This window comes from Adhaeribacter arboris (assembly GCF_003023845.1).
GTDB classification, from domain to species: domain Bacteria; phylum Bacteroidota; class Bacteroidia; order Cytophagales; family Hymenobacteraceae; genus Adhaeribacter; species Adhaeribacter arboris.
Map to the genome: position 1 here is coordinate 1,804,700 of NZ_PYFT01000001.1, position 24,859 is coordinate 1,829,558.

The following is a 24,859-nucleotide window of genomic DNA, read 5'->3' on the forward strand; positions in this document are numbered from 1 at the left end:
TAGCTAACTATCTTCATCAATAATTAGTATTTTTTATTTACTCAAGTTCTTGGTAAGTGATTGTCTAGCAATTAAATCAAATTACCCGCGAAGAAAGTTGGAATGTTTATATTGTACGTAAGCCGTATAAAATGTTTTAGGTATATCAGTATTTACACGGAAAGATTTTATTTTTTTCAGAAAATTAATATTCTGATGTAAGTAATTTATAATTAATCTGTTTCAGAATATACCCTGCACGCAAGACCTACCCATTTAAATTATCTCTCCTGATTAGTATGGAATGAAAATCTGTTTAGTAACTGCCGTAATTTCTTATTTCTTATCACTGATAATGTGAATAATTTCTATTTTCTGATTTCGGGAAACTGAGAAATGCGTAAAGTAGTACATCCGTACGGAATAAGCGTTATTTCTTCTTCATTTCCGGTTTCCAGGTTAGAAGTAAGGCTGTACGGTAAAGGCCCGGCCATATCGTTGTATAACTGCCACGAAGGAATGCGTTTTGCTTTTACTTTTATTTCGACGGGAGCATTGCTTATACTCCAGGGATAAGTAGAAACTTGTTCGCGTTTTACTACCTGCATGCTTGCTTCTAATTGGTTATCCGGCACTTGCAACAAACCGTAATTCCAGGGGGTAGTGGGGCGAACTTCCTTATACTCCTGCCCAAACGCAATCGGATCTTTTTCATTTTTTATGGTTTTCCATTCTTCGCCCATTTTTAGCGCGTAGGTAATGGGGCCCCGTTCTACGGCTACCGAATTTTCGTACCAGGTGGTTTTAAAAAGATGCATGGGCAATTGCAATTGCACCGCATCCCCAGATTTCCAGGTCCGATTAATTACGGTAATTTGGTTACCGGTTACTTCTTGCCAGGTTTTACCGTTTATGGTTATAGTGGCTTTTTGGCACCACGCAGGAATGCGCAAATGGAAAGGGAAAGTTACCGATTTTGTATTTTTATCGGTGGTTAAGGTAAAATTTATGGTTTCGTTAAATGGATAATTCGTTTCTTCGGTGAACTTTACTTCCGCACCATTAGCCACCTTTGCTTTTACTTCACTCGGAGAGAATAGCAGTGCCGCTATTCCATGGTCGGGGGTAGCGTACCACAAATTTTGGGTGAACTTTGGCCAGCCCTGGTGCATGTTGGAGGTACAGCACGGGTATCCAGTCAGCAAGCCGTAACAAACATCGGTGCCGCCGTGATTTTGGTCAAAATTACGAATATGGCGGGTGAGCATTACCTGGTTAGCTTGCTGGAAATACTGGCGGCCCATGTAATCATCCGTGGATTGGGTAGGTAAAGCATTAAAAGCAATTTTTTCCAGGTGATCGGCAAAACTTACCTGACCGGTAATGCCCAACATACTTTCCAGGGAAAACATCATTTCCACGGCACTGCATAGCTCCGAACCTTGGGTAGGATTGTTGCCGTGCAGGGCTTCGTCGCCGCCGTATAAACCTTGCGCCTGGCCGTTAAATTTCCGGATGTCGGCAAAGGCCTTATTGGTCGCAGCCAGGTATTTTTGCTCGGGGTGTTGCTGGTAATAGATGAGAGGTTCTTTTATGCCCTGAGCCAAATTTACGCAATGAATACTTCCTGGGGTAGCCAGCATTTCGCCTTTCAAAAATTCGCCGGTATAATCAAAGGTTTGCCGGTGAATAAGATTCGCTAGGTCGAGCAAGAAAGAATCGCCGGTAATATTGTACAACCAATACACTACCATTAGATTATCGCCGCCGCGGTAACGCGCCCAAAAAGTCCAATGGTCGAGCGGGTTCTTCGGTAATTGTTTTAACTGGTATTTAAAATAATTGGTCATTACGGTAATTACCCGTTTGTCGCCGGTGGCGGAATAGTACTGCTTTAATATTTTGAGCATTACCATCTTCGGCCACCAATCCCGGCTGTTATCCCGTTGCAAACCCGGCTCCGGACCGTAATCTTTTTTAGGGCCAAAATAACCATCGGCATCCTGGCTGTTTAAAGTCCATTCCACCCAAGGTTTAGTTTTAGAGATTAATTCTTTGTCGTCCAGAATATAAGCCAAGGGTAACAAACCGTCTATCCAATAAGGTCCCCGCTCCCACTGGTCACCCTCCCCGCCTAACCAACCGTTCCGCTGGTTCATCACCAAGGGATACAATTTATCTAAGTGGCCCGTTGCCCCATTTTTCTGCCGTACGAGCATTTCTTTTAACCAGCCCTTCGGTTTGATGGCGCCTAATGGTAGTTCCAGGTATGGGTTTGGTCGCAGAGGCGCTTTGCAATTTACATAAAGGCTTTTCTTATCTGAGCCGGGAGTTTGAGCAACAGATGAATGATGATTACTAGCCCAAATCAGAAGAAAAATTAAAAGTACGAACTTGTTCATTTTATAAATACGTTTGTAAGTAAATCACTTACTGATTAAGGCTTTAAATAACTTTTTCAACCTGGTAAAAGTTTAGATTATTGGGCAATGAAGCGCCTTTTACCGGTTTAATCAGGGTAAACTTAAAAGTTGTTTGATAAAAATAATTAAAGTACCTCACCAGAAATATAGTCATTTGCGGGTTACTCACCCAAACCACTTTTTCTCTTCGACTCAGGATTTCTAAAGCACCGGCTAAGTTAGTCTTACCCGCTAAAGATTGCAAATATCCGGGATAATGCGGGTCTAGCGTTTGCCAACCCGTGAGAAATAAAAGGCGGTTTTTACGAGCAAAATAATTCTTAAACGGTGATAGCGCCCGTAATTCGTTTTCTAAACCGGCCGTTACAATTACATAATGCGGAAAATTATTTTGAATTGCGGCTATTACTGCTTCTGATTGTTTTTGGCGTTGCTGTTGCCAATTTGCCCGATGGTTTATTCTATAGATTGGAAGGACAAGCAGCAGTAAACCACAAAATTTAAATAATAAGGGCCATTTGATAGATTTACTAAAAGGTAAAGGAAAAGTCAGGTGCATTAACAGCAGCAAACTAATGGCGGGAGTTAAAACCCGGGGCGGTGTTTTCAGGAGTATTCCGGTAGCAAAAAGTAAACTCCAGAAATAAAAATGATAACTAAATAAACGAAATAGGTTGTTTGTGGCTTTAGATCGAATAAGCCAAACAATATGGGCGGCTAGTAAAATTATAATTAAAAACTGGCTCCTGATTAACTCCGGCAGAAACTGTTGAAATTTAAATACCAGAACTTCTTTTTGAAAATATTTCCCATCCGGCCGTTGTTGCTGCAAAAAATTCTGAATGTTCTTATCGGCTAAAAACCAATTGCTAAGGCCCGTATATAAAAGCTTTTCGTTGGGTTTTGAGGGTAAAGGGCAACACCAATTATAATCTAAAATTTGCGATTTCTGAACATCTAAGTGTCGGTAATTTGTTTGCGCAGGGGTACTTTTAATTTTTAACCAGGCGCTGAAAAAAACTCCCGCCAATAAAAAAGGCAGGAGTAAATAAGCGGTTCTTTTAAAACTTACGCGGTAAAATTGCTTATTCAATAATAAAAATGGTAAAGTTAAGCCTATGCCGAAAACCGCAAAACTTGGCCGGAGGCAAAGTGCCAAAAAAAATAAACTGCCATAAGCTAGTAGTCTTTTTTTAATTCCCGAATGGTGTAGCCGCAAATCTAACCAAGCATTCAAGCTGGCAACTCCGGCTAAAAGAATAGCTAAACGCGAGTAATTAAACCAAAATACGTGTTCGTACCAATTAGCCAGATAAAATAAAAGAATGATTCCATAAATAACTCGCGGCTCTACCATTGGCTTTAACACCTGATACATAAACCGGAAAGCCAGGATAGTTATTATAAAAAGCAAACTGTACAAACTGAAACCATACCAAGGGACACCGGGTAAATTCTGGTATAATTTAGAAATCAGAACACTAATTCCGTGCAGATAAAGGGTTAAATCGGAGATTGGTTCCCCACCCGAAAAGCCACTGATTAATAAAGTAAGGATTATATCGTCGTTGGTTTCGTAAAAACAACCGGTTAACCAAAATGTTCCGCCGAAAAGTACACTGGTAAGCGCTAGCAAGGAAAAAAAACCAGTAAATAGAAAATTCTTCAACAGAATTGGTTTATACAATGACAATATATTTTACAAAGTTAATTGGTACGTGTCCTGCACCACGGTTCGCGTTCCGTAGCTTATTTTATTCCGGAGTAAGTTGTGGCTTAAGCCATAAGGTTTTCTTTCGTCGTGTGACGTTCCGAAACTTAGGTATTTCTTTTGGTTTTTATACTGTTGAATTACGGAGTGAACCAGCAAATCCAGCGCGTGTAATTGCCGGCCTTTCAAGGAGGTAGCGATGTATTGCAGATTTACTACTTGCCGATGGTCAAATAAAATAAGTCCCCCCACTAATTCTTCCCCTAAATGGGCGGCCCATAAGGTAATGTGTTCCGGAAAAAGTTTTGTAAGTAATTGTATTTCAGAAACCGTGTGCGTGGGAGAATCGATACCAGCCGTAAGGTAAATATTTTCTACTAATTGCATAAATTCTTTCACCTTATCCGAAATAGCTACGGTAATTTGATTTTTTTGGGCTTCTTTTAAACAGCGCTGCCGCAACTTAGAATAATGAGATGGGCCCGTTACATCAAGCACCGAAATATTTGCCCGTTGGGTAAGTTGAGCCCCGAATTGATACAAAGCAAATAAATCTTCCTGAGCAGGTTGGGGTAAATAAATATACGGTTGTGGTTTGTAAACGAAGCTATGAAAGTGCTGGATTTTTAAATAATCGACTAATTTTTCAAAAAGTCGCAGCATGAGCAAAGTGTCTACTTTTCTGGAAACCAGGATGCCACCAAAACTTAAGCCCAGATGGGAGGCAACTACTCCATCCTTTTCGTGCAAAGGTAGTAAAGCCACTAATTGATCGTTCAAGTAAAATAGCAGGGAATGATCTGTAAAACGTTCGCCGTGATATTCAATAAAATTACGGTTAAAAAAGAAGGTTCCGTTTAAAGCCTGTTCGTTAAAATTATCCCAAACTGATTTTAAACTACTCTGGTAACGTTCTATTTGTATCATTAAGCGTAACAAATTGCTGGCACAAATTATATTTATTTTACTTCTTTGGCTTTGAGTTTAACAATGTTGCCCATAGCAGAAATTTATTCCATCTGGTAATTATAATTATTTAAAAGAAAACTTCCGTTTACTGTAAAACAAACTTATTATTCTACATTCTTTATTTTAGAGTCAAATTTTAGATCAAAATGAAATATCAGATTAATAATAAAGATTTTCAGATAGAGGTAAAAGGAGAACGCGCCTTCGGTAAAGATGCCGTTCTGTTTTTACAAGATGATAACTTAATTGCTCAAACTTCCTGGCAAAAAGAAGGTTTTACTTTATTTCCCTTTTTGAACCCAACTGATTTTGACTTTTTGAATGCGGGTCTTAAACAGTATTTGCGGGAGTTAATCCGTACGTTCGGCGTAAATATACCTTCTACCTTTAACATGGAGAAATACCATGAGGCCGTAGCTGATAATCAGGAATTGCATATTGCTATTATAAACGAAGCCAAACAAGTTGACTATAAAGATTTTCCTGTACCCATTCTAACCATAATAGAACGGATAGAAGAGGAAGTAAAAATGCCACTAACGGTTTTAAACCCGAATACCCAGGAATATCATTTTAGTTACCGGATAGTGCGGCCAAGAAAATCCGATTTTAATGCCTTGCACCGCGATGCCTGGCATCCGGAACTGAAAAATTGTTTGAATTTGTATTTGCCCGTGGCCGGCAGCAACGAATTAACTTCTTTATGTTTGATTCCGGGCAGCCATTATTGGTCCGAAAATACCGTAGAGCGCACTTTAAGTGGCGCGATTATGAATGGCAGCCAATATACGGTGCCGGGGCTTACTGCCACCAGCAATGAATTAAAATTAATCCGGCCCAACCCGGTTAAAAACCAGGCTTTACTCTTCACGCCTTATTTAATTCACGGGGGAGCGGCTAATTTATCCGAAGATACTACCCGAATATCGGTAGAAATTCGTTTTTGGCGACGCGTTTCTTAAACTTTGCCGTGCACCAAGCGGTAATAAAGCCGGTGAATAAACGACAAATTTACCCGGTAATGCACCAGTAGATACAAAAGACGACTCTTAAGGGAAACTGCTTTTATTTTATCTAAGATAGCAAATAGAGCTTCGGCTTCTGTATAATTCCGGGTAAAAAACGCCTGCTTCATTTCCCATTCTACCCGCCGAATGAGCGCCATCTTTTCCCGTTCGTTGCGGTTTAGTTGTAAGGCCTTGTAACAAACTTTAATGGTAGATAATAATTGCTTATCTCCTATTTTGTACCAACCCGAGGAAAGGGAATGCGGATGTAAACGGCGTTTGGTAAGTATTTTATCCTGAAAAAAGAATTTGTATTCCCGGGCAGCGCGTACAATAAAGTCAAAATCTTCGTAAGCCAGCGTTTCGTCGTAACCTTGCAGGCGATCAAAAACCACTTTACGGAACATCAGGGTGGGCGTACAAATAAAATACCGCTCCAATGCAGCGGCATACACATCGCCGCTGGCCACCAAAGAAATTACCTGACCAGCCGCATTCCGGCGGTAAAAGTTACGGATGGGCCTGGAATCTTCGTCCATTAATTCGGCATCGCTAAAAATGACGCCGTAATCCGGACCCAAACTTTCGAAGCATTTTACCTGGTCGGCTACCCGGTTGGCCAACATTACATCATCGGTGGCAAAATCAATCAGGTACTCGCCGGTAGCGTGCGCTTGCGCGCGGTTAAAAGCCGTGCAATTACCTACATTCTGGCTTATCTGAATAAATTTAATTTGCGGGAATCGGCGGCAATACTCTAAAATAAACGATACGCTTTTATCCGTACTGGCATCATCGGCAATAATAATTTCCAGGTTCGGGTAAGTTTGGGCCACTACCGAGTTTAAAGCTTCTTCTAAAAATTGCTCGTGGTTATAACAAAGACAAATTACGGATACTACCGGATACGTCATGCCAGTAACAGTTTACGAAAATAAACAAGGTTGAGCAGCAGGAAAATGAGATAATGCGCACAATGCGCCATGGGATTGCCCTGAATACCGTATAAATGAGTAAAAAAATAAAAAAAGCCCAGGTAAAAAAACGCACTAATTGCTTCGAATAGCAGCGTTATTTTAAATTTAGCTTGCGCTACCAGAATATTCGCGAGCAGCCAGGATATTAATTTGCAAAAATCACCGGTAAGTTGGAAAGGCAAGAACGCTTCGGCGGCTTTAAATTGAGCGCTCAATAACCACGTAAATAAATAATCGCGGGTAAAATATACCAAGCACAAGCCAGCGGCTACCACCGGAGCTAATAACTTTAAGGCTTGCCGCACGAACAATTTTAGTTCTGGTTCTTGTTGGAGCAAGGCCGCGACTTTCGGGTAAAAGGCAAATGCGAGTACGGCCGTATACACCGCCGTATAACTATCCGAAATACGCACCACACCTTGCCATAATCCGGTTTGCTGAATCGTAAAATGTTGAATGGAATAATCCCGGATATAATATTCTAAACCTTTGGAAAAGAGCATAACAGTGCCGGCCATTAAAATAAACTTACTTAATTGTTGCCAGGCTGCCTTGGATATACGTGGTTGAAAAAGTGGAATTTTAGGCAGACCTTTTAAGCTAAATGGCACCGTTATTAAGCCAATACAACCTAAAAGCAGCAGATAACCATTTAAGAAATAAGGCAAAGGTATTTTACCGGTCGCCAAAGCCACGTAGCCCAACACACCCAAGGCCGCCAAGGTATTAACTACTAACAACCAACCATTTTTTTGCCGGGCCAGCAACACGGCGTTTAAAAAACTCTGCAACACCAATAAAAAAACACCAATTAAAAATAAAATTAGCCACGTAGCTCCAGAAGGAAAATAAGGTAAAAAAAAGGAACGGGCACTTACCAGCAACAGGGTTATGGCAAAGAAAACGGTAAGAGTTAGATAAAAGCCGGAGCGGAAATAAGTGCGAAAAGTTAAGGATTGTGTATCATTCCCCGCTAGGTATTTAATTAATCCCCGGCTTATGCCGTCGTTCGGAACTAAAGTAAAAAAAGTAACTAAATTCTGAAAATGAGCTAATTGCACTATTCCCGCCGGGCCAAAATAAAGAGCCACCATTTTATTTAAAAAGAAACTGCTTGCCAGCCGCGATGCTACCGATATTACGCCAAAAACAGAATTTTTAAAAAATGAAAACATCTAATGATTAGCAAGTGGACTTTTACCTGGGCAAATTAAATTTATTGAGCCAGCCCTTTAAGGAGTAAAGCAATTTTAAAGGTAGCGAAAAGTTATAGTTTTCCAGCAAACCGTATCCTTCGCACTGAGCCCCGAAGGATTTGTAAAAAAGAGCTATACCCGAATGAGCACTGCCTTCAAAATCTAAAATTACCTTTGAGCCGGCAAATTGCTGGCAAACCTGATCGAGTAAAAAAGTACTGGCCCCGCATTTTTTTCCCACCTCCGAAGCAGCCGGCAGCAAATAAGTCAGTCGGTTTTGGTGCCGGATAAAAAAAGCACCCGCCACTATTTGCCCGGAGGGTAAAGTAACCGTAAACGTGAGTCCACAGCCTCTGACTGTTGCCGCCTCAATCAACTTTGGGATTATTTTTTTTAATATTAATTGGTGTTTTTTATTTAAGCGGGGAAATACGTTTGCTTGATATAATTCGAAAACTTGCGGCCAAAGTTTGTTACCAGTTTGTACTTGTAACTGCGTAGCGGCGGCCTTCTGCAAATCACGGATACGGTTTAAACGGAAAGCTGCTTTTAAAGTGTTGTAACCGGAAGCTAAAGGTAAAATCAGGTTAATTCTTTCTTTTAAAGGAAGTAAATACTTTAAATTTTGGTAATTGCCAGAGTTAAAACTATACTGCTCCGTGGCTGTGCTCGATTTAAAAACCGCAGGCAATAACTCTTGCCATGGTTTTGCTGAAGAAAAAGAATGGTCGCGGGTAAATAAGCCCAACTGCTGCGTGAGTAATGGTTGCGTAATAACCGGAATTCCGGCTATTTTTCGTTTCACTATTGGGATAACTGCCGTGTATTGTTCATTTTCTTCTTTTACCCAACCTTCCCAAGCCGGAGCAACCGCATCCAGGTACCACGATAAAGCATAGACCAATCCGGCTGGGTCGCTCTGAACACAAGCATCCCAGTAACCTTTGTTAATGCGGGAAGAGGAAAGCCGCTTCCACATACTTAAGAATTAGCTAATTGACGCAACTGCTTAAATTCGAAGTAGTTGTAAATGTAATCTTGCTCCGCATAATCCGTAGACGATAAAGCCAGCAAAATGCTACCGGCCGTATACTGGAGCTTAATCCAGCAAAGAGCCGGCACGTACAGCGCCTGAAAAGGAGAATCCAGTATATAATTCTTTATTTGATTTGTTTCAGTCTCGATGGTAATACTACCTTGTACAGCTATTAATATTTTACGATCCAGACGGTGCGCGTGATTCCCTTTCAGCAGATTATCGGGCACTCCAAACGACCAGAATACCCGCTGAATGGTAAATGGTAATTTTGCCGCTTGTTGCGTCGAAACAATAAAACCACGTTGGTTATTACCCGTAAAATCAGCCGCAAATAAAATCGGTTCCGGTCCATAAATTAGTTGTTCCAACATGTATTAAAGCAACTGTTCTAAAAAGAAAATTTAAAAATTGATTCATCTTCCGGCCAAAGATACTAGTAATACTACATATCGGTTTTACCCAACAATAAGTTTTAATTTTTTACCAGATTTGGTCTTAGTTTTAACTGTACTTTTGATGATGCACGTACCTTTTTTATCCTTTACTTACCAGAACACACAAATCCGATCGGCTATTCAAGAGAAAAGCCTGCGTTTTTTGGATTCTGAAAAGTACGTTTTAGGTCCGGAAGTTACTGCTTTTGAAAAGAATTACGCTGCTTTCAATCAAACGCAATACTGCATTGGCGTTGGCAATGGCTTAGATGCCTTAATCATTTGCTTGGAAACAGCGGGCATAAAACCAGGGGAGGAAGTAATTGTACCAGCCAACACTTACATTGCCAGTTGGTTAGCCGTATCGCAGGTGGGTGCCGTGCCGGTGCCCATAGAGCCCGAAGAAACCACCTATAACCTCGATCCAACTAAAATAGAAGCGGCTCTTACTCCTAAAACCAAGGCTATTATGCCCGTGCATCTATACGGCCAACCTTGTAACATGACAGCCCTTCAGGCCATCGCCGATAAGCACAGCTTGTTTATAATCGAGGATAATGCGCAGGCGCACGGAGCTCGTTGGGCAGGGCAACTAACCGGCAGTTTCGGACATATTAATGCCACTAGTTTTTATCCCACTAAAAATTTAGGCGCCCTAGGCGATGGTGGGGCTATAACTACCAACCACCCGGATTTTAACTACCAGGCTCGTTTGCGGCGGAATTACGGATCCGAAATTAAAAATTATAACGCATTAATTGGCCGAAATTCCCGGCTCGATGAATTGCAAGCCGCTTATTTAAACGTAAAATTACCTTATGTACCAACTTGGAATGCTGCTCGCCGGCAAATAGCAGCCTATTATTTTAGTTATTTAAACCAGGTAACCAAAATTACATTACCGGCTGTATTATCCGCAGCCGAGCCGGTTTACCATTTATTTGTAATCCGGACGAACCACCGTGACGCCTTGCAGCAATATTTACGAACGCACCAGATTGAGACCGCTATTCATTACCCTTTGCCCCCGCACCTGCAAGCTGCTTACCAACATTTAGGGTACCGTAAAGGAGCCTTCCCGATTACCGAAAAACTAGCTCAAACCTGTTTAAGTTTACCTATTTGGCCGGGCATGACCGAGGAAACAGTCCAATATGTTTGCGGTAAGATCAAAGATTTTTTTACCAAGAGATGAAGAAATAACCTATATAGAATTCTACTGCTTAATTTTTAGAAATCCGAAAGCCATCTTCTAACTTTTCGCCTCGCCTTTCCAAACCTGGATGAGGTTCGGGAACTGTGCAAGGCAAGAGATTGTAACACCTGCCTATACCAAGAGCAACCCGGATTTTTATCTTTCCTATTTGCCTTATTTCTGTTATTGGCGTTGGATAACCAGCCGGCCATATAAAGGAAAAAGCTTGCCGGTAAACTTGTTTGTAAATCCCATTTAACGCGTAAATGCCCAACAATAAACCCATAAATAAACCCAACTTGAATGAAATGCGACCGCGGACAAGCAGTATTGTTCCTATTAACAAAGTAGGCACTAAGTAACCAAAACCAAATCTGGGAGCCGGAGCAAAAAAAAACCAAGCCAAGCTGGCAATAAGGGCGCTTAGCCACACGGTGCTTAAAACAAGATCCAATTTAAATTTTATGTTCCGGATAACTCGCCATATTATAAATGGAAGCAGAATTACTAGAATAAGCATAAATATTTGAACAGGCTTATCCTGATTTACCCACCATACCGGAATCCAATTGATAAAGGGTTTATTTACATAAAAACTCCAATTTACGGTAGGTACCCGAGAATAAGCAGCTACTCCTTCTTGGTAGCTGCTTAACCAAGGTTGCGGCACTACCCAATCAAAATTAAAAAGATTTAGGGCCGGCAAAGGATAAAGAATGTGGCCGGTTAAAATTACATTCCGGGTACAATAAGGTACTAAAACAAATAAGCCTTGTAGAACAATAATTTGGATGAAGCGAGAGTTTACTTGCTTTCTGATCAATAGCAACCAAGCTAGCCCTGCAGCACCGCTAAAAATTGCCGAAAGTTTAAAACTTATTACTACCGGCAACAAAAAGAACATAAACGCTACTTGCCAACTTAACTTACGGCTTCGGTCAGCCGTTAATAGTACGCCAAATAAAAAGAAGAAAAAGAACATCACCCCGGTATCTGGAGTAGGCGAAGAAATCCAATTGCGAAAAAAAACCATGCCCCAGAACAGGGAGCCAAAATAATAAATCGAAAACACGGGCCGGTATTTGAAACTACGAAACCCTTCGCGTAAAGCGTAAGAACAATATAACAGAAATATAAAACTGCTCCAGGTCTGATTAAGTATTTTAGTGGTAATGAAAGAAAAGTTAAAAAAGCTCATCAATAAATGGGCATGGGAATTTAAAGCCAAGGGACCGTACAAATTTCCTAGTCCGGGTACAATCCGGCAGGTATTCAGCCATTTAATGGTTTGGGCATGATAAAGGCCCGTATCTGGGTTCGTGGCGGGTTGGGCCGCATGAATTAAAATCAGAATAGAAAAAGTAAACAGGATAACATAGTAAAGTACCTTATAACCGTTTATTTTTTTACGGGAAGCAAAAAACGAACGTAAATCCTTTTTCCAGTGCCAAAGTAAGAACAAACTGCCGGCTAAGATTATAAGCTGCATAATAAAAGAAACGGGCAACCATACATGCAAAACCCCTATAATTATGGAAAGAACCCCACTACCGGCTACTAAAATAATTTCTAAGGGTACTTGGGTTTTACACTCGAGGTAGCCTGTTTTAGATAAAAGATTTAACCACAGCCAACCGTAAGTAAAAGATAGAAATGCGATATAAATCCAGACAAGCAAGGTAGAAAGCATAAGTAAAAATGGAAATAAAAACCTCTTTACCCAAATGGCACATGGGTTTAAGAATTAAAACTTTATGAGTCAATACCTTACCATAGCGGCTCCCAGTACGGGCATTTATAAAGAAAAAGGCAGTAAGTTTCTGGCCTACGCGTACCCGGTAATTACCGAAGCCGAAATCAAAGAAATTATGGCTGGTTTACGAAAAGAATATTACGATGCCCGCCATTATTGTTATGCCTACCGCTTAGGCCCGAGCGGCAACCTATACCGGGCCAACGACGACGGGGAACCAAACCATTCGGCCGGCGATCCTATTTTGGGGCAGCTGAAATCGGCGAACCTCACGGATATTTTACTCGTGGTAATCCGGTATTTCGGGGGATTTAAATTAGGCGTAAGTGGTTTGATTCAGGCTTACAAAACGGCCGCCCAAGAAGCCCTAGCTGCCGCCACTATTGTTCAGAAAGCAGAACAAGCGCAATTAACCCTGCATTTTACTTACGAGCAATTAAACGAGGTGATGCGTTTGACCAAGGAACCAGGATTAGTAATCAGGCAGCAAGAGTTCCACCAGACTTGTTTGCTGGTAATTCAGTTTCCGAAAATTCAGGAACCAATTATACGGGCCAGGTTATCTAAAATAAAAGAAGTTCGACTAACAGATTCATTGCCGGTTCCTCCTTAATTACGTAATAAGTCGGAAAGCTTAAGTTCTGCATTTCATAAAAATTTTTTAATTAAATAAACTCTTTTGCCGAAGCTTAAATATGAAAGTTTTTCCCCGTCTTAAAAAGTTTAAAGCTCTTCAAGAAAATACTTTTGCTAAAAAAGTAGGCCAGCGCCCGGGTTACCTGTACGTACCGGAAAATGCGCATGGCCCCCGTATGTTTTTACTTTCGTTTAACGAAGAAGTATTCGAGCAGAAAGAATATTCTGATTACAACGAGTTACTGCAATACTTCCGGGCAAATCCCCAGCTGCAGCACTGGATTGATATTAGGGGCTACCGCGATATAACTTTATTAGAAAAAATATTAGCTGATTTTCAGATTCATCCTCTACAGATGGAAGACGTGATTAGCGATTACCAGCGGCCCAAAATGGACACGGAAGGAAAGAATTTGTTCTTTATTTCTCGGATGATTACGTTTTTGCCCGATCATTGCCTCGACGATGACCAAATTTCTATCTTCGTGGGCGCTAATTATATTATCACGTTTCAGAGTGATTACGAAGATTGCCTGGACGTACTGCGCACCCGTATTAAGGCGGGGCGCGGTGTAGTACGTAAAAGCCCGGTCCATTACATTGCCTACGCCATTATGGATGTTACCATTGATAATTATTTTCCGGTACTGGCCCAGGTAGGTGATTACCTCGAAGAATTAGAAGATACCTTGTTTGGGCAACCAAACAAAAAACTGTTAAACGAAATCCTCAACATGAAGCGGGAAATGTTAAAGGTGCGGCGCATTGCCTGGTCGGAGCGCGATAAATTAAATGAAATCCTGCGCAGCGACAATAACACCATTCCGGACGATATTAAAATTTACTTTAAAGATGTGTACGATCATATTGTGCAGGTCCTGGATATTGTAGATAATTACCGCGAATTAATGGGCAACTTAACCGAATTATACCTATCCAATGTAAGCAATCGCATGAACGAAATCATGAAGGTACTTACCATTATTTCCAGCATTTTTATTCCGCTAAGTTTTGTCGCCGGGGTGTACGGCATGAATTTTTCGCGCGAAAATCCGGATGGTACAATCAATTACCTGAACATGCCCGAATTATATCATCCGTATGGTTACATAATCTTGCTGGCTATTATGTTGCTGATTTTGCTGGGCCAGTTGTATTTCTTTTATCGAAAAGGCTGGTTGCGTTCGTTTTAATTAAGGGCGCGTTCTAAAAGTAAGTTCTTGCAACAAATTATCGGCTGCTTTATACAATTGGTATTGCTGGAGAATGGGATTATATTCTAGGTGTACGGGTAGGTTGTTGGTAAAAGGCCGGTCGCCAATCAGTTTTATGTTAATGTCGTACAAATAAGTTTTTTGGGGACCTCTTTCCGTTATTACGTACACTCTATTAGCCGGATCGAAGTAGAAATATTGAATCAGTTTGGGAGCAGAGGTAACATACGTTTTTTCCATTACCAATTTCTGATTCGCATCGTACAAATTTACCCGGCCTAAATCCTGGCGGGCAATCAAAAAAGATGGACCGCTATTTTCCGGAATTAACTCGAAAGTAGTTCGACGGGAAGGCCGGGCAAAAGCCATTCTTTTCTCCATTTGGCCGGCTAAATTAAAGGTTATGAGTTCGCCGGCTTGCGAAAGTACTATTATTTTAGAATCGCGTAAACTGGCACTAGGCTGCGCGATGAGCGACGAAGTAAATGAACCTTTCAGATTTATCGGGAACCCAGGATAATTTAAACCATTACCATCTAGCGCGTACACGTATCCGTTTTCCAGTACCAACACAATTACTTCGCGGCCTTTAACTTTTAAATAAGCGGGCGCTAGAGCCAACTTTGCAGGCATTTCTTTTGGTTCCCAACCCGGTAATAAGTTGCCTTGCCGATCGTAAATGTATACGTTACCACGAGTATCATTTACCAGAAAATTGTAATTATTGGGCTCCTCCCGTTCTATAACCGTCAGGTTTTGAATAAAGGTAGAATCGCTTAAATTAAAAGGAAAATTTTCAACGTCTTTCCCGGCCTGGTTGAGGCAATAAATGTGGTTACGGGTAGAAAAAACGTATTTGGGCTGCGGCTCGGATTCTAAAGTAAGGGGGTAAACTACACTGGTAAGTTTACTATCTAGGGAATCGGACCACGCTATTTTTCCTTCGGTAGTAACCTGGTGCAGCACGAAGGCCGAATCCTGCATGAATAAACCATTTGTATTATTTAGCCGGCGGTTTAACAAATCGGGACCGGTAATAAGAGGTGCGGCAAAAGCAATTTCCTGCTCCAGCCTAAACTTTTCTTCTATTTCATCGGTCGAACTGGCTTTTACTTTGTGTTGGAGTAAAATCCGGGTGACAAATTGTTCGTTTTGCCGGGAAAACTGCCAGCTCACTTGGCCAAATTTCCGGATTAAAGATTCGTAACGTAGCAAGCTTACTTTTTTATCTTCCGGCAAGTATTGATTGAGGAGGTTCCAGGTATTCTGGGTATTTAAAATAATACTCAGATTACTCTGGAGTAAAGTTTGTTGAAGAAAATTTTGTTGCTGGTCTTTATTCGCCCAGGTTTTCTTGTCCCGGATATTTTGCACGTACCCGCGCAAGGTTTCTTCGCTGGCCGCAAAAAGTAAAAAGCTATCTACCTGCGCCGCAAAACACCTCGGAAACCCCCTAAAACCTTGTCCAAAAAGCTGCATTGGTAACTCCGGCACTCCTATTTCTTGAATGCGGTAACGGCCAGCCCGCTCTGGGGCAAAGCGTACATCAGCCGCTGCATTTAAATTCTGCAAAACCCGTTGCGCTTGCTCGGGTTTAGGCGTAAATGCCAGCACAACTTTTTCGGGCGGAATATTTTCAGTAGGCATCGCCAAATAACACAAAGCTAGTTCTTGTTGCAAGGTTTGTCGCAAAGAATCCAGCCAAGGCGTTAATGCCGGGAAAGGCAATGTTCCTGCTTGACTTTTACTTTTGTTTAAATTAGAAAATTGTTGGCTACCGAATAAAAGTAAGATGGCTGTTCTATCTGGAACTAAGCCGCTAAGGCGCGAGGTTTGCGGCTGTTGGGGATTTAGTTGTTGATACAAAGAACCCGTTAAAATTTCCGGTTTAGAAAAACCATTTAAGGAAAATTTCTGATCATCCAGCTGTAAAGCCAGTAAACTAGTCCGGCATAAACTTACCAAATAATCTACATCCGGGTGAATCTCTGGTTTTAAAAAAAGGGAGATAAAAGGGGCCAGGTGCCGGTAGTTTATAAAGATACTAGCGTACACCCCACGTTCTTTCAGGAAATTTATTTTATCAAATTCATAAACCGGAGACTCCAGTTTTGCCCGGTTTATTTTGCGGATAACTTGTTGGAGCAGGCCGGTATTTGAACTAAAAACGATATTGTTGCGGTAAGTAAAAAAAGTGAAAGCATCTTTATTTTGCACATTTTGCACGCGGGTGAGCACGTAACCTTGGTAATCTTGTTCTTCGGTTTTAAACAGATTACTTTTTGCAACGTTTTCAATAAAATTCCGGATGTACCGGTGTTCTGCTACCGAGCTAACGGGTAAGTAAACCACAAAATCGAAATCGTTTTTACTGGTTACGTGAATGGACGTTACTATTTTCTTCTGCCGGAGAAAATCCCGAAGAGTTAACCGCCGCGCCGAGGCACTATCTAAAAAATGAATATCTTCTTGCAGGTTGGTAAAATAAGGCAGCCTCGATAGATTTACCCAAATATCCGTTTGTTTTAACTGGCTGATAAACCGTTCGTGGCGGTTAGTTTCTACTACAAAAACAGCATCGTCGGGTACTAAAGTCCAGAGATCTACTTTCTCCTGCGCTTCGCTCCACTTATAATAGCCATAGAATCCGGCAGCGGCCAGCAAAATAAAACCTACCAGGTAAAAAATATATTTTTTTGGCATTCAATCGGATTATTCGCTTACAAAAATAGAAATTAAACTTAATCGTACCAATGCTACAAACAAAGCACCTGAAACATAAAAGAAAGCCTTACTTAAAGCTGCTTGCCGGGATTACCCGTAATTTTAACCAGAATAACTTTCTATATTTTCGAGCAGATAAAAATTAAACTCTATAAATAGAACTTTCAGAAAACAGCTTTAAACACGTATGAGACTAGTCATTCAACGGGTAAGCGAAGCGGCGGTTCGCATTGAAGGTAATTTGGTCGGCCAAATTGAAATGGGTTTACTGATTCTGGCGGGAATAACTCCCGATGATACCGAAGAAGATATTCGCTGGATTAGCCGAAAGGTGGTGCAAATGCGGATATTCGGCGATGATGAAGGTAAAATGAACCGCAGCGTGCAAGACATTGCCGGCAACATTTTACTTATTAGTCAGTTTACTTTAATGGCCAACACTAAAAAAGGCAATCGTCCGTCTTTTATCGAAGCCGCACCCCCTGCTCTCGCCATTCCCTTGTACGAAAAATTAATAAGCGAACTAGAATCAGAACTAGGTAAAAAAATAGCCACGGGCCTTTTCGGAGCTGATATGAAAGTATCCTTAATAAACGACGGCCCCGTAACTATAATTATAGATTCTAAGAACCGAAGTTAGTGTCTAGTCGATGGTCCATAGTCCACAGACGACAAACCACTCATTGAGTGGTTAAATAAGTAAAAGTTTGGATGATTTAGGAAAACTTATTACATAAAAATCTTTTAACTTCTAACTTGCAACTTTTCAACCTTCTAACCTTTTAACTTAATCCAACCTTCTAACCTTTCAACTAAAAATATGACCTTAGCCGAAGCCCAGCAAACCGTAGATAAATGGATTAAAGAAAATGGCGTCCGTTATTTTAATGAATTAACGAACCTGGCTATTTTAACGGAAGAAGTAGGGGAAGTGGCTCGCATTATCGCTCGCCAGTACGGCGAACAATCTTTCAAAAAATCGGACGAAGGAAAAAATCTAGGCGATGAACTGGCAGATGTTTTATTTGTCTTAATTTGTTTAGCCAATCAAACCGGAATTGATTTAACCACTGCCTTAACGAACAACCTGGCCAAAAAAACCAGCCGCGATCAAAATCGTCATAAAGAGAACGAGAAATTAAAATAAACCCAAACCTAGTACACACCTAAATAATCTAAGTAGCATTTCGCCTTAGTTCTGGAGTTATACTTTTAACTCTTTATTACCTCGGGAGTGTAAGGTACCAGGTAGTCTCCTTCCATTACCGGTACAATATCATAAACATCGGGTTGCAAACAGAAGGTAATATCTTTAAAAATATCCAGGTTTCGTAAGCGTTGGACGTGCGAGGCTTTACTTAAAAATCCCTCTAGATCGTTTTTAGCGGTTTCGTACAAATGCCAGGCGGCCAATGTAGCGTCGTTTTCCGGTTCAAAAGAATCTTGTAATTTGTGCGCCAATGCTCCCGCAAATAAAGTATCTTCTAAATTAAATTTCCCTTTCCAGCCGGCGCACACTACCAATACATTTTTTTGCTGCTCTAGTAAGTAAGCAGCTACGCTGCTCAGATTTAAAAAAGCGCCTACTACTACTTTATCGGCTGCGGCCGATAACCGGATGGCCCGGGTACCGTTAGTTGTGGTCATAGCTAAAGTCCGGCCTTTTACCAATTCTGACATGTAACTGAAAGGAGAATTACCCAAGTCAAAATCTGAAGCCATTTTACCATCCCGCTCGGCCGCGGTTAGATAACCTTGTTGCGAATAAAGCTTGCAATCCTCTAAACTACTCACCGGTACAATTCTTTCCAGACCGTGCGCTAAACCCGTTACCATGGATGAGGTAGCCCGTAAAATATCCACTACTACTACTACTCTACCCTTTAACTCGTACAAATGAATCAATTCGGGGCTAAAACAAACATCTAAAAAAGGCATGAAAAATTTATGAGTTAAAAGTTAAAAAGTTTAAACTTCTAATTTTTTAGAATAAAAAATAAAAAGGTTATATGGTGAATACGATAAACAAAAACCTTGTTTTCCATCTTACAAGGTTTTCGCTTGACTTACTTTACCGTTACTAACTGGCAACTTGTTTTACAAAAGGCAATTTTACTATTTTCGCCCGCAACGATTTATTTCGGACTTTGATAAAAATTTCCTGATCGGGCTGGCTGTAACTGGTAATTACGTAACCTAAACCAATACCTTTGCTCAAAGTAGGCGATTGAGTACCAGAAGTTACCTCTCCAATTTTTTCGCCGGTCTGGTTTAAAATCTCGTAATGCGCTCGCGGAATCCCCTGTTCCTGCATTTCAAAACCGACTAATTTTTTAGTTAAGCCTTTCTCTTTTTGCTCTTTTAAAAAAGGGGAATTCGTAAATTCTTTCGAAAATTTGGTAATCCAACTTAATCCACCTTCCAGCGGCGAAGTAGAATCGGTAATATCGTTGCCGTACAGGCAATAGCCCATTTCCAAACGTAATGTATCGCGGGCTCCTAAGCCGATTGGTTTAATACCAAAGGAAGCACCTGCGGCCATAATTTTATCCCAAACCTGTCGAGCATGAGCATTGGGAACGTAAATTTCAAAACCACCCGCCCCGGTATAACCAGTGGCGGATATAATTACATCCGGAACGCCGGCAAACTCCGCTACCGTAAAAGTATAATACACCATCTCGGAAAGATTTACCGCCGTAAGCGGCTGCAAAGCGGCAATTGCTTTCGGGCCTTGAACGGCAAACAGCGAAATAGCATCCGAAATATTTTCCAGTTCCGCTCCTTGGGTGTTATACTGATTCAGCCAATCCCAATCTTTCTGAATATTAGAAGCATTTACCACCAACATGTACTCTTCCTCTTTAAAGCGATAAACCAACAAGTCATCCACAATTCCACCCTGCTCGTTCGGGAAACAAGAGTATTGCACTTTGCCATCGGTTAGTTTAGCCGCATCGTTTGTCGTAATTCGCTGGATTAAATCTAAAGCTTGCGGTCCGCGTACTATAAACTCGCCCATGTGCGAAACATCAAAAATCCCTACGTTTTGCCGCACGGCGTGGTGTTCTTCCAGATCAGAAGAGTACCGTACCGGCATGTTGTAGCCCGCAAAGGGTACCATTTTGGCGCCTAAGGCGGTATGCACGTCGTTTAGCGCGACTTTTTTTAATTCATCCATAAATTTGAGTAGCTGCTGCCGCCGCAAAAGTAGAAATTTTAAACAGGTTCTGAAAACTGTTTTTCGAATCGCGGATTACTGCAGATTAATGGATTACACGGGTGTCTAAGATAGAATAAATTACCATAAAATTATTACCTGTATTTACCATAACATTATATTGAATGAAACAGATAACCCTCTTATATCTAAGTACCAGGACAAAAACAATTACCCCTGTCCCTCCTAAACTTAGGAGGGAAGTTTTACCTCAACTTATCACGTATAATTTAGTTTATCTTATTACTTACACAAAATCTAACACATACTCTATGAAATCCTTTCATCCGCGGTAATCTGCGATTCAGAAAAATTTATAACTTTTATCACCAGATTTTAAGTAGTAAATTTACGCTTCACTTTTCTGCAACTCCACTCACCCTGCCATTTACTTTCCATGAAATTATCTACCAGAATCTTTGCCGGGTTTGTCATTATCTCTTTCATATTTACCTTGGTTATTTACATAAATTTCCAACTCTCCGAAGAAGTGCTCGAAAACAGCCAGTGGGTTTCGCATTCGCAAACGGTAGTGAGGGCATCATCGGCTTTGCAACGCAACATTGTAGATATGGAAACAGGAATGCGAGGTTTTTTGCTGACCGGTAACGAAATTTTTTTAGAACCTTATTACGCCGCCAAAAAGCAAATACCGGCCATGTTCTCGAATTTAGAAACGCTAGTGAAAAATTCGCCGGTGCAAATCCGGCAGGTGCAGCAAATCAAAAATACGCACAATCGTTGGGTAACTACTTTTACCGAAGCATTAATAACCCAAAAAAGAAATCAAACCCTCGAAAATGACCAATTAAAAAATACGGGTTTACAAAATTTAAAAAATGCCGATAACGCCATGAATTCCAGCGGCAAAAAAATGATGGATTCCATGCGTTCCATGTTTATCGGACTTAATGCTATTGAAAACCAAGTACGCGAAGCCCGGTTAACGCGCCTGCGTAATAGTATCAACAATACCCGGTTACTTTCTACTGTAATTACTATTCTTTCAATTTTAATTGGCTTAGGCTGGACGTATTACATTGCTCGGTTAATTACCCGCCGCATAGGTTCCATGGTTCGTTTAGCAGAAAAAATTTCCTTGGGTGAATATAAAACGCAGATATTAGATACCTCGCGCGATGAGTTGAGCCGGCTCTCTTATTCGTTAAATGTAATGGCCAACAAAATCAACCAGACGATAACCGAGTTAGAAAGCAAAAACAAGGAATTAGACCAGTTTGCCTACGTAGTTTCGCACGATTTAAAAGCGCCTTTACGGGGTATTGAAAATGCTTCGCGCTGGGTAGAGGAAGATATGGGCAAAGATTTACCCGCTCACATCCAGGAATATTTAAAATTAATGCGGACTCGGGTTCACCGGATGGAAAACCTGATTAACGGCATATTGGCCCTAGCCCGAATTGGCCGGCGTAAACTAACGGAAGAAGCGGTTGATATTTCCCAGCTTTTATCTGAAATTTTCGAAATGCTGGCTCCTCCGGCAGGGATTAAATGGCAGGTTAGTGATAATCTTCCCGTTTTATTTACGGTGCGGGTGTATTTGCAACAGGTATTTACCAATTTAATAAGTAATGCCATTAAATATCATCACCAATCCCAAGGTTTAATTCAGGTGAAACACACCGAGTTGCTAGATGCTCATCAATTTACCGTTACGGATGATGGACCCGGAATAGAGGAAGAATACCACCAACGTATATTTGTAATATTCCAGACTTTACAAGAACGCGACGCCCTGGAAAGTACCGGTGTAGGCCTGGCCATTGTTAAAAAAATTATTGAGCAGCAGGGTGGAAAAATCACCGTCAAGTCTAGTCCGGGAAAAGGTTCCTCGTTTATATTTACCTGGCCAAAAAACCAAAATTCTGGCCCGGATTTTGAAATAAGCTAAGAATAATACCACAGAATTATTACTTCTGTCTTACAATCTTAATCTTATGAACGAAACACTACCCAGCATACTTTTGGTTGAAGATGATTATCTGGACATTATGAGCGTAGAGCGTGAACTACGTAAGTTAAACATAAATTTACCTCTGCATATTGCCCGTAATGGTCGCGAAGCTTTATCGATGTTAAAAGGAGAAGGTCAGGCGCCTTTAAACCCTTTACCGAGCGTAGTAATGCTCGACATAAATATGCCGAAAATGAATGGCTTGGAATTACTCTCTGAAATCCGGAGAGACATTGATCTACAGTACTTAAACGTGTTTATCACTACTACTTCCATGGAAGATTCGGACCGGACCAAAGCCGAGGATTTAGAAGTGAGCGGTTACATCGAAAAACCTTTAACGTTTGATACGTTTGGGAACCACTCCGGCTCCCGCATTGATTCCTTCAGTTTATTTCTTGATTTGTTAAAACTGAAGAATTAAAGACACACTAGTATCAAGATTTTAGATAGTAGACTTTTCGGTTGTTAAAAAACTAAATTCTAGTACTTTAATAAATTCGTCTTCAAAAAGGATAAAAATTAATCTTATACGACTGTTTTTACTATATAAATCAAAATTAGGCTACTAGCCCCTTCTTTTTACCGGATCTTTCCAAAATTCATATACCACTTTACTAAGTCAAGTATTAAAAAAATGATTTTTAAATTTTAAACTTAAGCTCTGCTTCTGCTTGGTAAAGATTTAAATTGTAAAAGTTATTTTGATTTAATTCTTTAACTCATAGGAGCGGGCTCCCGGAATCCGACCCAGGTAAAACGTTTTATGACAAATTCGGGGTTAGTAAAGGAAGCATTACCCGCCGGATTACCGCCGGTTACATGAAAATCAGAGAAACCCGCGTTTTGGTTCACGTAAATATTTCCGGTAAGGTTAAAACTAACGGGAGTACCGGCCAAACTCATTTCATCTTTTATCTGTTCTTTAATTTCCGCATCGGTGGAATAAGCCGCGCAGGAAATAGCTCCCTGGGTTTCGGCTAACTCTCTAGCCAGCGCAATAGATTCAGCAGTATTTTTAGTTTTAATAATCAAGGCTATTGGGCCGAATAATTCCTGGTTATAAATTTCCTTATGCGCGGCGGTTACTTCGTATAAAACCGGGCTGCACATGCGGGCATTGGTAAAATTTGGATTTACTATATCACAGGTTGATAAAAGCACTTTTCCGTGACCTTCGGCTGCATCTTTCACGCGCTGCCCCGTAGCAGTGTTTTGGATAGCACCCAGGATTTGCGGGCCAGCTTTTGGATTATTTACCAGGTTAGCAATAGCCTCGCTAAGCTTCTGAGTAATTACTTCGTACGATATAACTTCCCCATTGGCTACTATTCCAGCTTCAGGAATAAAGAAATTTTGCGGCGCGGTGCACATTTGCCCGGAATACAACGAAATGGAAAAAGCCAGATTTTGTACTACTTTATCCAAGTCCGTAACCGAATCTAAAATAACTGAATTAACACCAGCTTTTTCCGTGAATACGGTTTTGCCGGGCAATTTTTCCAGGTAATTGCCAAATGCCGTACTACCTGTATAATCAATCAATTTTACTTTCGGGTGTTCGGCCAATTCTTTCGTGATCAAGCATTCGCGGGCATCCACCGCTAACTGACAAATAGTTGGATCCAGGTTTTGTTCCTGCAATACTTTTTGTACTTCGGCCACTATTATGGCAATAGGTAAAACTGCCTTGGGATGTGGTTTAATAATTACCGGATTGCCGGTTACCAAACTGGCAAACATACCCGGTACGGTATTCCAGGTCGGGAAGGTAGAACACCCAATTACCACACTAATACCTTTTGGCACCGCCACCCAGCTTTTCTGCAACTTAATACTGTATTTCCCCATGGGCTTCTCCCATTCCGTTTGCGACGGGAAACGGGTTTGTTCCTCTAAACCGGCCGCGATTGCTTCTAGAGCCCGATCAGCCGCGTGGGGTCCGGATGCCTGGAACGACATCAGGAAAGACTGGCCGGTAGTATGCATGGTGGCGTAAGCAATCTGAAAAAAACGCTTCTTTATGTACTCCAGGGCTTCTACCAGCAAAGCAGCTCGTTCGGCTGGAGCAACTTTTCGCCAGGTATGAAAAGCCTTTTCGCCTCGTTCTATAAGGGTTTGTACTTCAAAATAGGGATACGTAATACCGAGAGATTGCTGCTCATAGGGTGATTCTTCCTGCCCCACCCAGTCCGCTGGATCAGGTTGCCATAACTCCGTAAATGGCTTTTGTAAAGCAGCTTCGAAGGCCATTCTTCCCTCCTGCTCGGCAGTTTCGCCGTATACATCCGGGGTGGGATTTTCGGGGTAAGCGGCAAAAAAAGTACGTTCGTGCAAAGCGCGCATAGCCCGTTGCAAAAGCGTTTCGTTTTTTTCTTTATTAATAATAGCCATTTTTAGATACATT

The 24,859-nt window shown here is 41.1% G+C and carries 20 protein-coding genes; 8 read left to right on the top strand and 12 right to left on the bottom strand.

Translation table 11 applies throughout. The features are described 5' to 3' along the window. Positions 1-347: 347 nt before the first annotated feature. From AHMF7605_RS07440 to AHMF7605_RS07450, 3 genes are read right to left on the bottom strand one after another with little or no spacing between them, the layout of a single operon-like run. Complete coding sequence (locus AHMF7605_RS07440) at positions 348-2,381, bottom strand: beta-L-arabinofuranosidase domain-containing protein (RefSeq protein WP_106927925.1); 2,034 nt, start codon at positions 2,379-2,381, stop codon at positions 348-350. A gap of 43 nt (positions 2,382-2,424) precedes the next feature. Beyond that, positions 2,425-4,071, bottom strand: coding sequence for a hypothetical protein (locus tag AHMF7605_RS07445; protein ID WP_146153535.1), 1,647 nt, complete (start codon positions 4,069-4,071; stop codon positions 2,425-2,427). A 30-nt stretch (positions 4,072-4,101) separates the two neighbouring features. Further along, positions 4,102-5,040 (bottom strand): GNAT family N-acetyltransferase, encoded by a 939-nt coding sequence (locus AHMF7605_RS07450; RefSeq protein ID WP_106927929.1) that lies wholly within the window; start codon positions 5,038-5,040, stop codon positions 4,102-4,104. A gap of 188 nt (positions 5,041-5,228) precedes the next feature. On the opposite strand from AHMF7605_RS07450, the gene AHMF7605_RS07455 reads away from it, so the two are divergent. Beyond that, a complete protein-coding gene (locus AHMF7605_RS07455) occupies positions 5,229-6,044 on the top strand; it encodes a phytanoyl-CoA dioxygenase family protein (protein ID WP_106927931.1) in 816 nt (271 codons plus the stop codon). Here AHMF7605_RS07455 and AHMF7605_RS07460 read toward each other — a convergent pair. The 4 genes from AHMF7605_RS07460 to AHMF7605_RS07475 are packed head-to-tail and all read right to left on the bottom strand — an operon-like array spanning position 6,041 to position 9,672. Continuing rightward, positions 6,041-7,003, bottom strand: coding sequence for a glycosyltransferase family 2 protein (locus AHMF7605_RS07460; protein ID WP_106927933.1), 963 nt, complete (start codon positions 7,001-7,003; stop codon positions 6,041-6,043). The two genes, AHMF7605_RS07455 and AHMF7605_RS07460, sit on opposite strands and share 4 nt — an antisense overlap. Further along, complete coding sequence (locus AHMF7605_RS07465; protein WP_106927935.1) at positions 7,000-8,241, bottom strand: MATE family efflux transporter; 1,242 nt, start codon at positions 8,239-8,241, stop codon at positions 7,000-7,002. The genes AHMF7605_RS07460 and AHMF7605_RS07465 overlap by 4 nt, the downstream gene beginning before the upstream one ends. Positions 8,242-8,263: 22 nt before the next feature. Further along, entirely contained in the window at positions 8,264-9,241 is a 978-nt protein-coding gene (locus AHMF7605_RS07470) for a GNAT family N-acetyltransferase (RefSeq protein WP_106927937.1), read from the bottom strand. Between the two features lie 2 nt (positions 9,242-9,243). Beyond that, a complete protein-coding gene (locus AHMF7605_RS07475) occupies positions 9,244-9,672 on the bottom strand; it encodes a sugar 3,4-ketoisomerase (RefSeq protein ID WP_106927939.1) in 429 nt (142 codons plus the stop codon). 145 nt (positions 9,673-9,817) lie between these two features. Between AHMF7605_RS07475 and AHMF7605_RS07480 the strand changes: the two genes are divergently transcribed. Further along, positions 9,818-10,930, top strand: coding sequence for a DegT/DnrJ/EryC1/StrS family aminotransferase (locus AHMF7605_RS07480; RefSeq protein ID WP_199200208.1), 1,113 nt, complete (start codon positions 9,818-9,820; stop codon positions 10,928-10,930). A 28-nt stretch (positions 10,931-10,958) separates the two neighbouring features. On the opposite strand, the gene AHMF7605_RS07485 is transcribed toward AHMF7605_RS07480, so the two are convergent. Continuing rightward, entirely contained in the window at positions 10,959-12,620 is a 1,662-nt protein-coding gene (locus tag AHMF7605_RS07485; protein WP_106927941.1) for an LIC_10190 family membrane protein, read from the bottom strand. A 64-nt stretch (positions 12,621-12,684) separates the two neighbouring features. Here AHMF7605_RS07485 and AHMF7605_RS07490 point away from each other — a divergent pair, with 64 nt between their 5' ends. Beyond that, positions 12,685-13,296, top strand: coding sequence for an IMPACT family protein (locus AHMF7605_RS07490; protein ID WP_106927943.1), 612 nt, complete (start codon positions 12,685-12,687; stop codon positions 13,294-13,296). Between the two features lie 82 nt (positions 13,297-13,378). Then, a complete protein-coding gene (gene corA / locus AHMF7605_RS07495; protein WP_106927945.1) occupies positions 13,379-14,512 on the top strand; it encodes a magnesium/cobalt transporter CorA in 1,134 nt (377 codons plus the stop codon). Here the strand turns inward: corA and AHMF7605_RS07500 are convergent, their stop codons facing one another. Next, a complete protein-coding gene (locus AHMF7605_RS07500) occupies positions 14,513-17,236 on the bottom strand; it encodes a hypothetical protein (RefSeq protein WP_106927947.1) in 2,724 nt (907 codons plus the stop codon). Between the two features lie 208 nt (positions 17,237-17,444). Here AHMF7605_RS07500 and dtd point away from each other — a divergent pair, with 208 nt between their 5' ends. Further along, the gene (gene dtd / locus AHMF7605_RS07505) at positions 17,445-17,897 is read left to right on the top strand and encodes a D-aminoacyl-tRNA deacylase (protein ID WP_106927949.1); all 453 of its coding nucleotides are present in this window, start codon (positions 17,445-17,447) and stop codon (positions 17,895-17,897) included. A gap of 180 nt (positions 17,898-18,077) precedes the next feature. Beyond that, entirely contained in the window at positions 18,078-18,404 is a 327-nt protein-coding gene (locus AHMF7605_RS07510) for a nucleotide pyrophosphohydrolase (RefSeq protein WP_106927952.1), read from the top strand. Between the two features lie 65 nt (positions 18,405-18,469). Here AHMF7605_RS07510 and AHMF7605_RS07515 read toward each other — a convergent pair whose 3' ends face one another. Both AHMF7605_RS07515 and gcvT read right to left on the bottom strand, forming a co-directional pair. Beyond that, positions 18,470-19,195: a 2-phosphosulfolactate phosphatase gene (locus tag AHMF7605_RS07515; protein ID WP_106927954.1), complete on the bottom strand. Its 726-nt coding sequence runs from the start codon at positions 19,193-19,195 to the stop codon at positions 18,470-18,472. Positions 19,196-19,337: 142 nt separating this feature from the next. Further along, positions 19,338-20,438 (bottom strand): glycine cleavage system aminomethyltransferase GcvT, encoded by a 1,101-nt coding sequence (gcvT, locus tag AHMF7605_RS07520; RefSeq protein ID WP_106933387.1) that lies wholly within the window; start codon positions 20,436-20,438, stop codon positions 19,338-19,340. 436 nt (positions 20,439-20,874) lie between these two features. Between gcvT and AHMF7605_RS07525 the strand changes: the two genes are divergently transcribed. Both AHMF7605_RS07525 and AHMF7605_RS07530 read left to right on the top strand, forming a co-directional pair. Continuing rightward, complete coding sequence (locus AHMF7605_RS07525; RefSeq protein WP_106927956.1) at positions 20,875-22,389, top strand: sensor histidine kinase; 1,515 nt, start codon at positions 20,875-20,877, stop codon at positions 22,387-22,389. A 46-nt stretch (positions 22,390-22,435) separates the two neighbouring features. Further along, positions 22,436-22,876, top strand: a complete 441-nt coding sequence (locus AHMF7605_RS07530; protein WP_106927958.1) for a response regulator — start codon at positions 22,436-22,438, stop codon at positions 22,874-22,876. Positions 22,877-23,169: 293 nt separating this feature from the next. Here AHMF7605_RS07530 and paaN read toward each other — a convergent pair whose 3' ends face one another. Next, a complete protein-coding gene (gene paaN / locus AHMF7605_RS07535) occupies positions 23,170-24,846 on the bottom strand; it encodes a phenylacetic acid degradation protein PaaN (protein WP_106927960.1) in 1,677 nt (558 codons plus the stop codon). Between the last annotated feature and the right edge of the window lie 13 nt (positions 24,847-24,859).

What these genes read in the sequence shown, in the direction of transcription:
- AHMF7605_RS07525 (WP_106927956.1), top strand. Translation starts at nt 20,875, where the DNA reads ATGAAATTATCTACCAGAATCTTTGCCGGGTTTGTCATTATCTCTTTC.
- AHMF7605_RS07480 (WP_199200208.1), top strand. Translation starts at nt 9,818, where the DNA reads ATGATGCACGTACCTTTTTTATCCTTTACTTACCAGAACACACAAATC.
- AHMF7605_RS07455 (WP_106927931.1), top strand. Translation starts at nt 5,229, where the DNA reads ATGAAATATCAGATTAATAATAAAGATTTTCAGATAGAGGTAAAAGGA.
- AHMF7605_RS07510 (WP_106927952.1), top strand. Translation starts at nt 18,078, where the DNA reads ATGACCTTAGCCGAAGCCCAGCAAACCGTAGATAAATGGATTAAAGAA.
- AHMF7605_RS07450 (WP_106927929.1), bottom strand. Translation starts at nt 5,040, where the DNA reads ATGATACAAATAGAACGTTACCAGAGTAGTTTAAAATCAGTTTGGGAT.
- AHMF7605_RS07470 (WP_106927937.1), bottom strand. Translation starts at nt 9,241, where the DNA reads ATGTGGAAGCGGCTTTCCTCTTCCCGCATTAACAAAGGTTACTGGGAT.
- AHMF7605_RS07530 (WP_106927958.1), top strand. Translation starts at nt 22,436, where the DNA reads ATGAACGAAACACTACCCAGCATACTTTTGGTTGAAGATGATTATCTG.
- AHMF7605_RS07440 (WP_106927925.1), bottom strand. Translation starts at nt 2,381, where the DNA reads ATGAACAAGTTCGTACTTTTAATTTTTCTTCTGATTTGGGCTAGTAAT.
- AHMF7605_RS07515 (WP_106927954.1), bottom strand. Translation starts at nt 19,195, where the DNA reads ATGCCTTTTTTAGATGTTTGTTTTAGCCCCGAATTGATTCATTTGTAC.
- paaN (WP_106927960.1), bottom strand. Translation starts at nt 24,846, where the DNA reads ATGGCTATTATTAATAAAGAAAAAAACGAAACGCTTTTGCAACGGGCT.
- AHMF7605_RS07475 (WP_106927939.1), bottom strand. Translation starts at nt 9,672, where the DNA reads ATGTTGGAACAACTAATTTATGGACCGGAACCGATTTTATTTGCGGCT.
- AHMF7605_RS07490 (WP_106927943.1), top strand. Translation starts at nt 12,685, where the DNA reads ATGAGTCAATACCTTACCATAGCGGCTCCCAGTACGGGCATTTATAAA.
- AHMF7605_RS07500 (WP_106927947.1), bottom strand. Translation starts at nt 17,236, where the DNA reads ATGCCAAAAAAATATATTTTTTACCTGGTAGGTTTTATTTTGCTGGCC.
- AHMF7605_RS07485 (WP_106927941.1), bottom strand. Translation starts at nt 12,620, where the DNA reads ATGCTTTCTACCTTGCTTGTCTGGATTTATATCGCATTTCTATCTTTT.
- AHMF7605_RS07465 (WP_106927935.1), bottom strand. Translation starts at nt 8,241, where the DNA reads ATGTTTTCATTTTTTAAAAATTCTGTTTTTGGCGTAATATCGGTAGCA.
- AHMF7605_RS07460 (WP_106927933.1), bottom strand. Translation starts at nt 7,003, where the DNA reads ATGACGTATCCGGTAGTATCCGTAATTTGTCTTTGTTATAACCACGAG.
- corA (WP_106927945.1), top strand. Translation starts at nt 13,379, where the DNA reads ATGAAAGTTTTTCCCCGTCTTAAAAAGTTTAAAGCTCTTCAAGAAAAT.
- dtd (WP_106927949.1), top strand. Translation starts at nt 17,445, where the DNA reads ATGAGACTAGTCATTCAACGGGTAAGCGAAGCGGCGGTTCGCATTGAA.
- gcvT (WP_106933387.1), bottom strand. Translation starts at nt 20,438, where the DNA reads ATGGATGAATTAAAAAAAGTCGCGCTAAACGACGTGCATACCGCCTTA.